Genomic DNA, 14,545 nt, shown 5'->3' with positions numbered 1-14,545 from the left:
TAGATATTCTTAGTTGTGTAGAACCTTTTCCTTGCTTTCTTGATGTTTTTCATCCAGCCACCATTTAAAGCCATTTTCCAAAAGTAATAAATCAGCGGCAGCAGGGCCGTAAGAACCTGATTGATATTCCTTGAGGGGTACTAGATTTTCCTCAAAGGCATCTAGAATTGGCTGGACCCATTCCCATGACAATTCAACTTCCTTCCAATGAGCAAAGAAAGTGGAATCTCCATTAACGGCATCATAAATCAGTCTTTCATATGCTTCAGGGACCCCTAAGCTTATTTGATCATTCGATAAATTAATCCTTACAGGTTCAACCTTTCCATTATTCAATGGATTTTTACTGTTTAATTGGAAAGAAATATTTTCATCTGGATTGATTTCGATGATTAATAAGTTCGGGTTCATTTGATTATTTTTATATGAAAGGTCAGCATGATTTTTAAATTCAATGACAATTCGTGTGGATTTTTCCTTCATTCTTTTTCCTGTGCGAATGTAAAAGGGAACCCCGGTCCATGATGGATGATCCAACCACAATCGAGCAGCCACAAAGGTATCTGTAGTGGAAGCAGAAGCTACACCTGGTTCCTCTTTATAGCTTGGAACTTTCTGTCCATTTACTTCTCCTGAAATGTATTGGCCGCGAACAATATCGTAATGAACATCTTCTTTAATTTCGGGACGAAGTGACTCCATGACCTTCCGTTTCTCTCTTCTAATTTCTGCTGCGTTTATTTCTTTAGGTGTATCCATAGCTGTCATCATCAGCATTTGCAGCATATGGTTTTGAACCATATCACGTATTGCTCCAGCCTGATCGTAATATCCAGCTCTTTTTTCTACCCCAACCGTTTCACTCGCGGTAATTTGGACATTTGCAATATGTTCTTTATTCCAAATCGACTGTAATATGGGGTTTGCAAAAGCCAGTGCTTCAAGGTTTTGAACCATCGGTTTCCCTAAGTAATGGTCAATTCGATAAATTTCCTCTTCATCAAATGCACGGCTTAGTTTTTCATTTAATTCACGGGCAGATTGGAGGTCATGGCCAAATGGCTTTTCAATGATCAACCGTTTCCAACCCGATGTATTACCTAGTCCACTGTTATTGATGTTCAAGGCAATTGTGTCAAAAAATTCTGGTGAAACCGAAAGATAAAACATCCGGTTTTCGTCTAAATGAAGTTCCTTTTCACGCTGCTTCACTAACTGTAGTAATGATTGATAATCTTCTTCACGGTTCACATCCAACTTACTATAGCGGAAGTACTCTAAAAATTCTCCCATAGCAGCAGCCTCATGCTCCAGGCGTCGTGAAAATTCCAAAATGGAGTCTTTTACTTTTAATTGAAAATCAGAGTGTGAAAGTTCCCCTCTTCCGAGTCCAATAATGGATATAGACTGCGGTAATTTTTGATCCACATATAAGTTGTATAGAGCTGGGAAAATTTTTCTTTTTGCTAAATCCCCTGTTGCTCCAAATAAGACAAAGGTCATTGATTCCATCATTCTTCCCCCATGTTCGTAATCTATTTTCTCTACTATCTATCTTCGAGCTTTCGTTACAAGTTTGTTATCAACAACGGTAATAACAGCATCCGCCATTCCAACAAATAAGCCATTTTCCACCACACCAGGTATAAGGTTTAGCTTTTTCTCTAAATCTCTTGGCTGCTTAATTTCTTGAAAGCTGGTATCCAAAATATTGTTACCGTTATCTGTTAAAAAAGGATGCCCCTGATCTAGTCGTATCTCTGGTCTGCCACCAAGTTCTCGGACGTGTTTGACTGTCATTTCAACTCCATACGGGACCACTTCGATTGGCAGCGGAAAGGTTCCTAATGTATTTACATTTTTATGAGAGTCTGCAATGACAATAAAAGTTTTAGCTGCTGCAGCGATAATTTTCTCTCTTAAAAGGGCACCGCCTCCGCCTTTTATGAGATGTAACTCTGTGTCCACTTCATCTGCCCCATCGATCGCTACATCAATTTGCTCAATCTCATGGAACGAAACAAGCGGGATGCCAAGTTCTATTGCTAATTTTTCTGTCTGCTTTGAAGTAGGTACTCCTTTAATGGAAAGTCCTTGCTGGACTAGTTGACCAAGCTTAGAAATGAAATAATATACGGTAGACCCTGTACCAAGTCCGACTACCATACCGTCTTTTACGTACTCTACAGCTTTTTCTCCAACTTCTTTCTTTTCATTCAAAGATTAATCCCCTTTCTACAAAGCTGATTTCCTTATTAATTTGTCCATTGTCTTGAGACTTGTTCCCTTGCCAACTGCAAGATCTCCTTTTCAGAAGTATTCTTTCCTACAATGACATTCGTTTGATAATTTTTCCCTTTGAAATTAAGCTTTACAGTTACTTCAATCATATCGTTCACTCCCTGATGAATTTTTCTTCTATTTATCTATCTGCAATTTTCGTTATCTGGTTATTTTTATTACATGAGTTACTTTATGTAACCATATTACATCTTTCTTTTTAGAACCGTCAAGAAATTTATCTTGGATTAAAGATATTATTGTTTTTAATGTAAAAAAACACACCATCCTTCTTATTGGATGATGTGTTTTCACTTTTCTTCTCTCTCTTTATGTTGTATATTTTCTTATTATTTGTTAGGTTTACCTCAGGCAAGAAACAATTCAATTCTTAAACTAATGTTAAAATTTATATATCTGGTAATAGTTAAAATAACTTTACAGGAGTGATAAAGTTGAAAATTTATGTTGATGCAGATGCTTGTCCGGTAAAAGATATTATTATTGCTGAAAGTAGGAATGCTGCCATTCCTGTTGTTCTTGTTACTAGCTTTTCTCATTTTTCTAATGCGGAGCAACCATCGGGGGTAGAAACCATTTATGTTGATTCTGGAGCAGATGCTGCGGATTATCGGATTATGAAGTTAGCAGCAAAAGGAGATATCATCGTTACGCAAGATTATGGTCTCGCTTCGCTAGGTTTAGCAAAAGGGTGTACCGTTCTTCACCATACAGGGTATAGCTATACAAATGAAAACATTGATCAATTATTACAAACGCGTTATTTAAGTGCAATGGCTCGAAAAAGCGGAAAACGTACAAAGGGGCCAAAACCATTTACAGCCGAAGATAAGGAGAAATTTAGGGAGCTTTTTAAAAGAGCGATTTTAAGCTAAAAAATCAGTTCCCATCCTCCCCATCTCGATACTGTGAGGGGGTTCTGCCTGTTTCTTTTTTAAATACTCTAGCAAAGTAGGACGGATCATCGTAGCCAATCATAAAAGCGAGTTCCTCAACGGATAGATTCTCTGCTTTTAATAGATGTTTCGCTTGATTCATTCGCAGCATTTGCTGAAAAGCTGTTAAGGTCATGTTTGTTTCTTCTTTAAATTTTCGAGATAGATGGCTCGGATGGGTGGATAGCATTGCTGCCAATTCTTCTTTATTGATTTGCTTATTATAAAAACTGATTATGTATTCCATCACTCTTTGTGTCATGTATGTGTAATTACTTAACGAGTTGGATATAACTACATCGCAATATTCCTCGATCATGCGGTCTTCTAATTGATGCAGGGTTTCCACTTGATTGGCATTTTCAATTTCATAGGCGAATTTTTCCGAGATCCGATGAATCATGATGGCAGGAACATCACTGTTTCTTGCTGAAGTCCGCAGAAGCGTATTTAGGATAATGGCAACATTTTTTAGCCTGCGTAACGGCTGGTTTGGAAAACGTTCAGAAAAAGAAAACAGCATATTTTTAGAATTAATGAGTTCTAGAGCCTCCTTTTTATCCCCGCGTTCAACGGCATTCATAAAATCCTTTTCAGTCTTATACCTCAACTTAACTAGTTCGCCTTCTTCATCCACGTTAAAGTGGTCTTCCTTCTTATGAACTGGAGTGCTGCTTCTATCAGAAACAATGACAATCGGAGTCAATTCCTGCTCTAACATGCTTGTAAACTGCTGAAGGACACTTCCATAACTGCTGGCTTGTTCTGCAGTTAGTACATAGATTTTATCGCTTATCAGCCTTAAATCTTCACTTTGTGTATTTGTGAGGTGATAGTTCCTTGATAAACTATTTAGATTCGGTGTCTTATCAAAATACGGCCCAATGATAATGGTCCAGGCTTCCTCCTTTTTGTTGAAGGAATATCCAAAATAGTGTAAGTCCCATTCATTCATATAGGAATAAAGTTGTCCTGTTTGTTTCATATTGTCATACAAAGATAAAACATCACTTTCCCCTGAACCTAGCATAAATGCAGGGATCGTTATCATTTCATGATGGTAAATTAGCTCCCGATTTTGATTGATTACATATGTATTTAAATTGGTTATATGTTGAATTTTCATAGCCGTTGAGATGATTTTTGTTGGTTCCAGGTTACTTCCTCCAATTGCACAGGTGCAAATATAAATTTGTTTTTATCCGGATATTATCAAATAAATCCTAATGGATTACGATTGAAATCATTATACTAGTATTACGTTAGCCCTTTCAAATTCAAGAAATATTAAATAGAGAAAATGAAAGCGGTAAAAATATTTATAAGCGATAGTAATTGAGGAAAATAAAGCAAAAGATATAGGATATGGGAGTGTGGAAAACAACTATGAGTAATCAAAATCAGCACCCTGCAAATACAGCAGATTTACCGAATGAGAAAAAAGAAACGACATTGTCTAAGGTTTTAGGCGTTATCTCAGGAAGTTTTGCCCCTATTATCGGAGTTCTCGCTGGTGCCGGACTCTTAAAAGCAATGTTATCGGTTTTAAACACTTTAGGTTGGCTATCACATGAAAGCGGTGCCTATGTAATTTTATCAGCAGCTGGAGATGCTGTTTTTCATTTCTTGCCTTTATTTCTCGGTATATCCATTGCACTTAAACTGGGTGCCAACGGTTATGTCGGCGGGGTAATTGGTGCAGCCATACTGATGCCAGAAATTATGCACCTTGTAGACAACGATGTGAAGTCAATTGACTTTTTAGGTATTCCTGTCTTATTAGCGGATTATTCTTCTACCGTATTTCCTATCTTTATCGCCATGTTTGTTTATGCAGGCCTTGATCGATTGTTAAAAAAAGTGATTTATAAAGATATTCAGATGTTTATCAACCCTTTGATTTCAATAGCTATCCTTGTCCCGTTAACGATGCTGGTGTTTGGCCCAATTGGGACACTTCTTGGAGAAGGATTAGGTTCGGTCATTAATTTCTTAAGCGACCGAAGCGGACTTTTAGCTGGTGCTGTGTTAGGTGCTTCATGGACATTCCTAACCATTATGGGGTTACACTGGACGATTATTCCACTCGCCATCGTAAATCTCGCAACGGGTCCAGACCCTATTATCGCCATGGCAGCGGCAGCTCCTTTTGCTCAAGTGGGAATCGGGATTGCGGTTTTTCTAAAAACACGTGATAAAGATTTAAAAGCTCTTGCTGCAAGCGGAATCTTACCTGGTGCTTTGGCTGGAACCACCGAGGCAATTAATTATGGAATTATCCTTCGTTATCGAAAAACAATGGTCTATGTCATCATTGCAGCTGGAATTGGCGGAGCAATAAACGGAAGCCTTGGTGTCGTTATGAATGATTTTGTCCTTCCAAGTGTACTTGCCATTCCCGCGTTTACACCAATTTGGCAATATCTAATTGGGATTGGCGTCGCTTTTGCCTTAGGATTTCTTTTGACATATCTCCTTGGTTATGAAGGGAAAAATTCAAAAGTGAATGATAATTTTACCCAAAATATTTTTGGTGTACAGCCGGAAAACATTAATAGCCCATTACGTGGAAAGGTGGTCCCATTAACCTCTATCCGCGACCCATTATTTTCGACCGAGACCGTAGGTAAAGGAATTGCCATTGAGCCGGAAGCAGGTAAGATTTATTCTCCTGTTGATGGTGTGATTACAACACAATTTCCTACAGGACATGCAGTTGGGATAAAGTCTGAAAATGGAGCTGAGGTATTAATTTATATTGGCCTTGATACTGTAAAACTAAAAGGAAAATACTTTACACCACATGTAAAACAAGGTGATCATGTTAAACAAGGCGACCTGCTCATTGAATTTGAAATGAATCAAATAAAAGCAGAGGGATTTGAAACCACGACATTGGTGGTCATCACCAATAAGGACCAATATCTTGATATTAAAGCTATGAATCATGACACTGTCGAACAAAATGAAACCTTATTGAAATTAACGGTTTAATCTACTATTAAAGGGGTGGTCTTGTTTTAATTCGGATATTAATAAAACCCCTTTTGTGGTCCAGTGAAACATTAAGCGATATTCAACTACCTGCCTTTAGTTGAAGAAGTTTTGGATTTCAATAACAAAGAAAACTCGCCAATACTAAGCTCATCTAAACAGAAATATGGAAAAATTAACTCTCTGTTTGATCGACTTGTATCATAATTTTGGTAACGTAGTGTTCCTTATGATTAATTACAACTGTATCATAAATATACTCTTCAAAAACATAATCACCTAGAGCTAAATTTAGTCGATCCATCTCTGAAAAAAGCCGCTTATATGTTTTATGTATTGTTTTCTCATCCCCTATATGATATCCAATGAGAAAATCACCCTTTACACTTTTAAAATACGGATATCCTTCCTTGGGATTTGGCTGCTCAATATATAAATAGCTATAATTAGTGAATTCTCCGTTTAATACATGCTCTCGTTTTGATATAACACCTATTGGATATCCCGTATCAAGTTGTGATACGTTCAATTCATTAATAAAGTCTGAAAAGACCTCTACAAATTCTTCATCGGTTAAATTTTCAATATTTCTACTTAAATAAAGTGTTACTTCTGGTAATTGTTCAAGCGTAACTTGATGAAAATCAAGGTGTGACGCTTCTTCCATTAATGCTATTTTTGCATCGATCATTTTTTCTTTCATTTCAATCTCCTGACGTATTTTCACGATCTCTTCTTTTTTTTGGTACATTAATGACAAAAAACTTTCAGGCGATTTATTTTGCATATATTGTTGAATATCGTTTAGCGACATACCAAGATCCTTTAATAAATCGATAACAAAGAATAGCTCTATCTGGCGAATTGAATAATATCGGTAACCTTTTTCATTTTTCCATACCGGAGACAAAAGCCCAATTTGATCGTAATAAAAGAGTGTCTGTTTGTTTACTTTACAAAGCTTCGCGAATTCCCCAGTAGTTAAATATTTTCCATTTTCTTCATTCATTTTATTACAGCACCGTCCTTGACTATATAGTAACTATATACACTAGGATGGGTATTGTAAACAAATGAAAACAACTTAGGTTTGTTTCAGTTTTTGGTTTGTTAAGGGGGATGTAAAAGATGAAGACACATAATGTCATGTTAGGTTTAGTATTAATGAATTTATTTATAGCCTTTTTGGGGATTGGTCTCGTCATTCCAGTTTTACCTACGCTGATGAATGAATTAGGCATTACGGGAACCACAGTTGGTTATTTAACTGCAGCATTCGCAATTGCTCAATTAGTTGTTTCACCATTTGCAGGGAAAGCGGCAGATAAATACGGCAGGAAGATTATGATTGTCATTGGCTTATTCATTTTTGGCTTCTCAGAATTCTTATTTGGGATGGGCAGAGAAATCGAGGTGCTATTTATTTCTCGTATTTTGGGTGGAATTAGTGCTGCGTTCATTATGCCAGCTGTTACGGCTTTTATTGCTGATATTACAAATTTGGATACGCGCCCCAAAGCACTTGGTTATATGTCAGCTGCCATTAGTACAGGATTTATTATTGGTCCAGGTATTGGTGGATTCTTAGCGGAATTTGGAACTCGTGTACCATTTTTCTTTGCAGGTGCACTTGGTACCATTGCGGCTATACTTTCAATTATTTTATTATCTGAGCCGAATCGGAATGAAGATCATCATGAACAAGTCTCAGATGATAAGAATGGCTTCAAACGTATTTTTGCTCCAAAATACTTCCTTGCGTTTATTTTAATTTATATTGCCTCATTTGGTTTAGCAGCTTTTGAATCGTTCTTTAGTCTATTTGTGGACCATAAATTTCAATTTAAGCCATCCGATATAGCCATAGTTATTACTGGTGGTGCGATTTTTGGGGCAGTTTCACAAGTCTTATTATTTGATAGGCTTACTCGAATATGGGGTGAAATTAAACTGATTCGATATAGCTTACTATTATCAGCCTTACTTGTCTTTTTAATGACTGTTGTTCATTCATATTTTTCTATTTTACTAGTTACATTTATTGTTTTTGTAGGATTCGATTTGTTCCGACCAGCCATTACTTCATACCTTTCAAATATCGCCGGGAACGAACAAGGTTTCGTTGGTGGAATGAACTCAATGTTTACAAGTTTAGCGAACATAAGTGGACCAATTCTAGGGGGGATATTATTTGACATCAATTTTAACTATCCTTATTACTTTGCGACTGTGATACTATCTCTGGGAATCGTGATTACATTGGTCTGGAACAAGCAAGCAAATAAATCTTCAAACGAAATGAAGGCTAGTGTAGCTAATTAGAGGGGAATACAGCAATCATCAGAAGAAGAATTACACTGGAAGAACTTAAACTATGCCCACGTTAGTTGAACAAACTAAAAGAAATGGCTCAGCATAATGCTATAAACGGAGCCATTTCTTTTATTATAAAAAAGCTGAGATAGAGTTTTGAATTAATCAATCAATCCTAGAAAGTTTTTTCCAAGGATATATTCCTTTTGGTTATCAGGAAGTTGAAGTGAATCAATCCAACCTATCTTTGAGGAATAATCATATTCATTAAATTTATTCATTCCATACGGGCCGTCGCAGCCAAAGAGAACTTTTCGATATCCTAAAGATTCCACTGCCTTCTTTACAATAGATGGAGTAAGATAATCACTTGAAGTATCAACAAATACATTGGGTTGATCCTTAACGTAATTCCATAGTTTCTTCCAAAAGGGAAGACCGGCGTGAGCATAAATCAATTTAAGGTTAGGGTAATTATCAGGTAAATATTTAAAAGAGTCGGGTTCTGAAGAGAGATGAATAATCATGGGTACGCCTTTTGATTCACACATAGCGGCAACTGGATCAAGTGCCTTAATACTATATTCATGCATGAACGGATGAGCTTTAACCCCAATAAAACCAGGTTTATTAAGATATAACTCTACTTCTTCCATGGATTCAGGAATCATAGGGTTTACGGCTGCCCATCCTAGAAACCGGTCTGGAAATCTATCAATCGCATCAGCCACAAGTTCATTCCTCGGCTTGGTAAAAATCTTGTATGAATGGCCATAAAGGTTGAATACGCCATCTTTCACTAGACCATCATAAATCTTGTGGCCAATTTGTGGTGCATGAAGTATTAGAAAACGAAATAACCGTTGTAAATGATGTTGATAAGTACTATCCACTTCAAACATTGTTTCGTTCATGGAAGCAATGAGCGCTGTTTTCGTTACATTATTTTCATTCATCCCCTCTAGCATTTTGTCTAAAGTCAACATGGTTTCATCCACATGAAAATGGCAATCTACGATCATTTTAATACTCCCCTTCGAATAACTATATTATTTCTGTTATCAACTTTAAGGGCTATAACTTCAGCTGGATAAGGTTATAAGTTATTCCTTTTTATCAAATCATCTAAATTGTCAACAAGATCATTTATGTCACTTAATAGTGTTATGGTATTGTTGCTAAGAATCATGATTATGTTTTCTTCCATCTTGTCTGGGAGATATTTGCATGTTTTTTGTGCGATCTTAATTAACTTCTTTTCTCCAGGGTGTGGCAACTCGTTAATCGCAAATAAGATATCGAAGTAACTTGCAAGTAACGCAGCAACCCTATGATTGACACTTATGTAGTCTTTTCTTTTTAGAGCTTTCTCGATTTGACAATAGTAGGATGTAACACTGTCTCGTAATAAAGGGTAATTTTTGTTAAGGATATTTTCTTTTAATTCTTTTGGAAAGGTTACGTTAATTTTATCCTGTAGTTTCTTTAATTGACCATTTTGATCATATAGTATTTTGGAATTTAAATAATTACTCCAAAAGCATGTAGTGTAACCGACCTGAGCCTGGAAATTCACTACCGTTTTCATAAGTTCGTTTTCAATCCAAGCATAATTTCTATATATGATTTCTATACCAATATTGGGTTCATTTAGCGTTCCATCATCTTCTGTTTCCCAATACTGGTTATTAATCTCCATATAATCCGAAAAAGGTTCTAACAATTTTTTTCGAGTGCTGGTAGGGATTTCTTGAACACTATAAATATACAAATCTATATCAGAATGTTCATCTTGGGTGTTTGTTGAAAGAGAGCCAGAGAGTACAACACCTTCCACTTCTTCTAACTGTGAAAATACAGACGAAATCTTCATAATCATGTCATTAATAGTGTTCATTTTGGATTCCTTCCCATCTATTTTTTATTTTTCGTATTGCCCCAATTATAGGATATTTATGGGATATAAGCCATTTTTATATTGGTGATTTGCTACCTTTAAAACAAAAGTAAAAAAAGACCTAAAAGGACATGGTCAAAAAAATAACCAAGATTTACTTTGAATAATTTTTTTAAAATAAATCTTGGTACTTATGAATGATTTCATTTTGGTGGTTTTACTAAATCCTTATTCTTCCGATTTTTAACTTCTTCCATTTTGGCATAAAAGCTTTCTTCTACATCGATTCCAAAAAAATTATAAAATTTCAGCATGTAAGCGAGACAATCTGCCAATTCTTTGCCTACGTTTTCTTTAATTTGATTCTTTGCTAACTCAAATGCCTGTTCTTCGTCCATTCCATTTTCAACATTAGAAGCTGTTAGATTAAAAGCCTTTCGCAGCTCCTCTGCTACTTCGGCAACCTCCGTCGTTAGCAGCATGTAATTATTTAAAAGAGAATCTCTGCTCTCAGCATAACTCTCCTCAGAAATTTCCCATCCCATTTCTTTTTGATATTGTTTCGCAAAAGTTTGTATCTCTTTCATGTTAATCCCTTCTGTCATTTGACCGCTTAATTTGTTAATCAAACGTTTGATTAGTTTCCCACCCGTTTAATTAAACGTTTGATTAGTTTTTTCATACAAAGGGTTAGCCCAATAGGACCAACCCTTTTAATTTTATCAACTATAAGATTCCCCGATGTTACTCATTTTTACCTTTTGTCATAAGTTCTACGAGCTCAGTGTTGCCCAAATCTTCTGCATAGGTAATAGCAGACATCTCTTCCTCATTTTCAAAATTAGGATCAGCACCTGCCTCTAATAGTAACTGCACCATCTCTTTGTTTTCCATGAATACTGCCCCCATTAACGGTGTGTAACCGTAATTGTCCGGTAGGTTAGGATCCGCCCCATTTTCCAATAAAATTTGTGCGACCTCCAATTGATCATTATCTGCTGCAAGATTTAATGCAGTCGTTCCACCTTCTGGCTCCTGTTCATTAGGGTCTGCCCCTTCTTCCAATAAACGGCTTACTTCTTCCGTATCACCATTTATAGTAGCTTCCATTAGCCCGGTCAACTCTCCAGTTGGTAAAAATTCCTCTGTAAAATTGATTACATCTTTAATGAGTGAGTAGCCCGTCCAAATGAATAAAGCACCCGCAAGAATCGTGGAAATAAGAATCGCAAAAACTCCGGCTTTGGATTTTTTCTTTAGTACAACCGTACTCTCCCCTATCTGAGCTTCAATTTCGAAAATTCTTCTCGGAATGGCAGGGTGTGTAGATAAAAGCTCCGTCAAAGAGATAAAAAATCCCTTTTTATCATTATACTGATTCAAATATTCCTGTTTGTTCACATCTCGAAATAAATACTTACCGGCTGCGAAAACCGTTAGTGCCCGAATTGCTTTTTCGGGCTTTTCCGTACAGGCTACTGCCATTCGATCGGCTGTGAATTCACAAGCTCTCGAATAGGCCTCGCCGAGAAATGGAATCCACATAGCCAAAAAAGTAAGCAACTGCTTTACGACATGATTTCTCTTCACATGTGCCAATTCATGGGCAATGACAAACTCCAACTCATCCTCATAGCCGTTCTCGACCAGATCCACGATATCAGAATAGAGGACAACAATGTTTTTACCAAACAAACCAAATATACGGGATGCAAAGGCGTTAAGGGCCCCTCCTGATTCAATAATATAAACTTCAGGTATGTCCTCAATCCCAAACCGCTTACTAAGTTCTAATACCCTGTTATAAAGATTACCAAATTGATTGGTAGAAAGCTGGATACCATTCAGGCGGATATAGGCTATTGAAACGGCGTGTGAAACCAACGTAACGAGCGCCAGTCCAAAAAAGATTGAAATCCCAATCAGCGACACAAATAGAATAATGATAGCTATAACACTAAGAATGATTGAGAAAATGAATAAAGTTTTTTCACTTTTATGAATGAGGCTTTTCTCATCTAGCATCTTGTTCAGTCCCTTTAACTAAATTTTTTATTAAATCTATTTTTCTTCTATATTATTTGGGATTGAACTAAATTTATTCTTTGGTTGCTGGTAAAAAACCCCACACCTATATCCCCCACTAATTTAGAAAAAAATGACTAGATTATTTTGAATAAGTTTCCAAATAAAACTTGGCCATTATAAACAATTTCAAATATTTGACTTTACTTTACTTCAATCTTTAACTTCTTCCAATTTAGTGTAAAAGCTTTCGCATTTGACAGCTAAATTTGTTCATCAAACGTTTGATTAGTTTACCACCCGATTTAATTAAACGTTTGATTAGTTTTTCAGAACCATATTTACCACGGCATTCACCCGTTTTATCAACATTAGATTAGTTATTACCTTTTCTAGCTGCAGTTTAGTTTTTATTGTTGATACCACTCAAGCGTATTACAAATTAGTTAAATTATTAACTGTCTGAATAGTGCTGATTTCCTTAGATAATGCTTCTCTCATTTTATCTCCACATTTTTCACTACATATAGCAAAAATACCATCAATTCCTTGCTTATCTGCCTCAGAATTTTCTCCAGGGACAATCATTGGAACACTTGTGTTCCTTGACTCAAGATGTATATGTATAATTCTTCCGTCAGGATCTGAAATCTTTTTCCCTTCAACAAACGTTACATTCAGCCCATACATTGGTTTTCCACTCTTAAACTTTTTCATACACCAAGAACATCTAAACATATTAATCACCTATTATTATATTTTTTTATAGACGGGTCTAGCAAACTGAAAATAAATGGCCGCTTATATAACAATTTTCACTTGTACTAGGTCTTATTTTAATATTAACATGAACGCACAAATCATCAGCTGGATTGCATAGCAGTGAGCTGTCTCTATATAGATTAAAAATACTTCTTTGCCCTAGCAGATTAGTAGAATGATCATGGAGCATTTTTTTGATTTCCTCCTTGTTATGAGGCACCTTTTCCGAAAGACGCATTGCAACCTGCTCATCATTTAAACCATTATGTACATGAAAGGCACAAATGACACCATCCAGTAATTTTTTCATCGCATCAGACGGTAAAGAGAACCTCTGGTTTGGAGGCAAAAATAAGGATATTTCTAGCCCATATTCTTTAAGACTCTCTGTCCCTGAATGAATATTTGCAAGGCTCTGTTTCATAGAACACCATATTGAATAGGCATCTTTTAAACTAATAATCTTTAGATTCTCCCAATTTGCAAGTACCTTATCCTTCTTCCAATAAGAATCCTTCTCCTCCTTAGGAACGATTTTATAAAGAGAATAACTGGTAACAGATTCTTCAAACTTAACATGGGGTGTTTTAATAAAATCTATGATCTTTTCAAAGCGAATTTCCGATACTCTTAATTGGGAAAAAGCACTGCTTCCTACATTGTAAAAAAGGATATTTTCAACGTCATACCCTGTTTCATTAGTCGTAGATTGATAGCACCCATAAAGGACCTCATCCCTATTACATGTTAACTTCTTTAGGTCTTTCCTTAAGTCATCCCTCATATCTTTGAGCCAGCTCTTCGGCTCAAATGGAAGCCGCTTTGTTGACCAAAGCTCAACTGTCTTAATTTCTTCCAAATATTTAATAAAGTACTTCATGTAGCTATAACCTCTTTCTCTAACCTATGAAAAGTACTCCTAAAACAGGATTTGCTTCGTTTTTCTTCACTAACTTTTAATAAGTGATTAATTACTTATGCGCTGACCTTCATTGCTTCATCAATTAACCCAAAGATGTATGCTGTATTCTGCGATTTCTTTGCTGCCTCTTGACGGCTGCGTGTTTCACCCTTTTGCCAACGGTCATAATAGCGGTAAACATACTCAAAATCCTTATATGTAATCATTCTTTCCATAGAAATGTTTACACTAGGTGTATGATTCTTCGCCTTTTTTATAATGAGATTTTTTTCCCTAACGCCTACTAAAAACTATAAAGGCACACTTTTATTTTGGGGAACAGTATGTATTTCAAATTCTGATTGTAAGGCTCTCTCTCTAAGCTTCTCCCAAAGAACTACTGCATTCATATTCTCT

The 14,545-nt window shown here is 36.2% G+C and carries 15 protein-coding genes; 3 read left to right on the top strand and 12 right to left on the bottom strand.

Features of this window, described 5'->3' with window-relative positions; translation table 11 throughout:
* Positions 1-9: 9 nt before the first annotated feature.
* Genes zwf through CHI06_RS19600 form a run of 3 tightly spaced genes read right to left on the bottom strand, consistent with a single transcriptional unit; the run spans position 10 to position 2,390 of the window.
* Positions 10-1,512 carry a glucose-6-phosphate dehydrogenase gene (zwf, locus tag CHI06_RS19610; protein ID WP_095250302.1) on the bottom strand — a complete coding sequence of 501 codons (1,503 nt, stop codon included), beginning with the start codon at positions 1,510-1,512 and terminating at the stop codon, positions 10-12.
* Between the two features lie 39 nt (positions 1,513-1,551).
* On the bottom strand, positions 1,552-2,220 hold the full coding sequence (gene rpiA / locus CHI06_RS19605) for a ribose-5-phosphate isomerase RpiA (RefSeq protein ID WP_095250301.1): 669 nt from the start codon (positions 2,218-2,220) through the stop codon (positions 1,552-1,554).
* A 35-nt stretch (positions 2,221-2,255) separates the two neighbouring features.
* A complete protein-coding gene (locus CHI06_RS19600; RefSeq protein ID WP_095250300.1) occupies positions 2,256-2,390 on the bottom strand; it encodes a BA3454 family stress response protein in 135 nt (44 codons plus the stop codon).
* A 345-nt stretch (positions 2,391-2,735) separates the two neighbouring features.
* Between CHI06_RS19600 and CHI06_RS19595 the strand changes: the two genes are divergently transcribed.
* Positions 2,736-3,176 (top strand): YaiI/YqxD family protein, encoded by a 441-nt coding sequence (locus CHI06_RS19595; protein ID WP_095250299.1) that lies wholly within the window; start codon positions 2,736-2,738, stop codon positions 3,174-3,176.
* 4 nt (positions 3,177-3,180) lie between these two features.
* Here CHI06_RS19595 and CHI06_RS19590 read toward each other — a convergent pair whose 3' ends face one another.
* Positions 3,181-4,362 carry a helix-turn-helix domain-containing protein gene (locus tag CHI06_RS19590; protein ID WP_095250298.1) on the bottom strand — a complete coding sequence of 394 codons (1,182 nt, stop codon included), beginning with the start codon at positions 4,360-4,362 and terminating at the stop codon, positions 3,181-3,183.
* A gap of 260 nt (positions 4,363-4,622) precedes the next feature.
* Between CHI06_RS19590 and CHI06_RS19585 the strand changes: the two genes are divergently transcribed.
* Positions 4,623-6,230 carry a glucose PTS transporter subunit IIA gene (locus tag CHI06_RS19585; protein ID WP_095250297.1) on the top strand — a complete coding sequence of 536 codons (1,608 nt, stop codon included), beginning with the start codon at positions 4,623-4,625 and terminating at the stop codon, positions 6,228-6,230.
* Between the two features lie 175 nt (positions 6,231-6,405).
* Here CHI06_RS19585 and CHI06_RS19580 read toward each other — a convergent pair whose 3' ends face one another.
* On the bottom strand, positions 6,406-7,239 hold the full coding sequence (locus CHI06_RS19580; RefSeq protein ID WP_095250296.1) for a MerR family transcriptional regulator: 834 nt from the start codon (positions 7,237-7,239) through the stop codon (positions 6,406-6,408).
* A gap of 119 nt (positions 7,240-7,358) precedes the next feature.
* Between CHI06_RS19580 and norA the strand changes: the two genes are divergently transcribed.
* Complete coding sequence (norA, locus tag CHI06_RS19575; RefSeq protein WP_095250295.1) at positions 7,359-8,552, top strand: multidrug efflux MFS transporter NorA; 1,194 nt, start codon at positions 7,359-7,361, stop codon at positions 8,550-8,552.
* Between the two features lie 152 nt (positions 8,553-8,704).
* Here norA and CHI06_RS19570 read toward each other — a convergent pair whose 3' ends face one another.
* From CHI06_RS19570 to CHI06_RS29950, 7 genes are all read right to left on the bottom strand, one after another.
* The gene (locus tag CHI06_RS19570) at positions 8,705-9,565 is read right to left on the bottom strand and encodes an amidohydrolase family protein (protein ID WP_095250294.1); all 861 of its coding nucleotides are present in this window, start codon (positions 9,563-9,565) and stop codon (positions 8,705-8,707) included.
* 74 nt (positions 9,566-9,639) lie between these two features.
* A complete protein-coding gene (locus tag CHI06_RS19565) occupies positions 9,640-10,440 on the bottom strand; it encodes a nucleotidyltransferase domain-containing protein (protein WP_095250293.1) in 801 nt (266 codons plus the stop codon).
* 203 nt (positions 10,441-10,643) lie between these two features.
* Positions 10,644-11,027, bottom strand: a complete 384-nt coding sequence (locus CHI06_RS19560; RefSeq protein ID WP_095250292.1) for a MazG nucleotide pyrophosphohydrolase domain-containing protein — start codon at positions 11,025-11,027, stop codon at positions 10,644-10,646.
* Between the two features lie 157 nt (positions 11,028-11,184).
* A complete protein-coding gene (locus tag CHI06_RS19555) occupies positions 11,185-12,465 on the bottom strand; it encodes a M48 family metallopeptidase (protein WP_095250291.1) in 1,281 nt (426 codons plus the stop codon).
* Between the two features lie 435 nt (positions 12,466-12,900).
* Positions 12,901-13,182 (bottom strand): hypothetical protein, encoded by a 282-nt coding sequence (locus CHI06_RS19550; protein ID WP_257009375.1) that lies wholly within the window; start codon positions 13,180-13,182, stop codon positions 12,901-12,903.
* A 58-nt stretch (positions 13,183-13,240) separates the two neighbouring features.
* Entirely contained in the window at positions 13,241-14,107 is an 867-nt protein-coding gene (locus CHI06_RS19545; protein WP_095250289.1) for a hypothetical protein, read from the bottom strand.
* 95 nt (positions 14,108-14,202) lie between these two features.
* On the bottom strand, positions 14,203-14,364 hold the full coding sequence (locus tag CHI06_RS29950) for a hypothetical protein (protein WP_179292703.1): 162 nt from the start codon (positions 14,362-14,364) through the stop codon (positions 14,203-14,205).
* Between the last annotated feature and the right edge of the window lie 181 nt (positions 14,365-14,545).

Source organism: Bacillus sp. 7884-1, from assembly GCF_002272245.1.
Taxonomy (GTDB): Bacteria; Bacillota; Bacilli; order Bacillales; family Cytobacillaceae; genus Neobacillus.
This window is presented reverse-complemented; position numbering and strand designations above follow the sequence as displayed.

Bases quoted from the DNA above. Each gene is read 5' to 3' on its own strand.
- zwf (WP_095250302.1), bottom strand. From the start codon at position 1,512: ATGGAATCAATGACCTTTGTCTTATTTGGAGCAACAGGGGATTTAGCA.
- CHI06_RS19600 (WP_095250300.1), bottom strand. From the start codon at position 2,390: ATGATTGAAGTAACTGTAAAGCTTAATTTCAAAGGGAAAAATTATCAA.
- CHI06_RS19590 (WP_095250298.1), bottom strand. From the start codon at position 4,362: ATGAAAATTCAACATATAACCAATTTAAATACATATGTAATCAATCAA.
- CHI06_RS19585 (WP_095250297.1), top strand. From the start codon at position 4,623: ATGAGTAATCAAAATCAGCACCCTGCAAATACAGCAGATTTACCGAAT.
- CHI06_RS19580 (WP_095250296.1), bottom strand. From the start codon at position 7,239: ATGAATGAAGAAAATGGAAAATATTTAACTACTGGGGAATTCGCGAAG.
- norA (WP_095250295.1), top strand. From the start codon at position 7,359: ATGAAGACACATAATGTCATGTTAGGTTTAGTATTAATGAATTTATTT.
- CHI06_RS19570 (WP_095250294.1), bottom strand. From the start codon at position 9,565: ATGATCGTAGATTGCCATTTTCATGTGGATGAAACCATGTTGACTTTA.
- CHI06_RS19565 (WP_095250293.1), bottom strand. From the start codon at position 10,440: ATGAACACTATTAATGACATGATTATGAAGATTTCGTCTGTATTTTCA.
- CHI06_RS19560 (WP_095250292.1), bottom strand. From the start codon at position 11,027: ATGAAAGAGATACAAACTTTTGCGAAACAATATCAAAAAGAAATGGGA.
- CHI06_RS19555 (WP_095250291.1), bottom strand. From the start codon at position 12,465: ATGCTAGATGAGAAAAGCCTCATTCATAAAAGTGAAAAAACTTTATTC.
- CHI06_RS19550 (WP_257009375.1), bottom strand. From the start codon at position 13,182: ATGAAAAAGTTTAAGAGTGGAAAACCAATGTATGGGCTGAATGTAACG.
- CHI06_RS19545 (WP_095250289.1), bottom strand. From the start codon at position 14,107: ATGAAGTACTTTATTAAATATTTGGAAGAAATTAAGACAGTTGAGCTT.
- CHI06_RS29950 (WP_179292703.1), bottom strand. From the start codon at position 14,364: ATGGAAAGAATGATTACATATAAGGATTTTGAGTATGTTTACCGCTAT.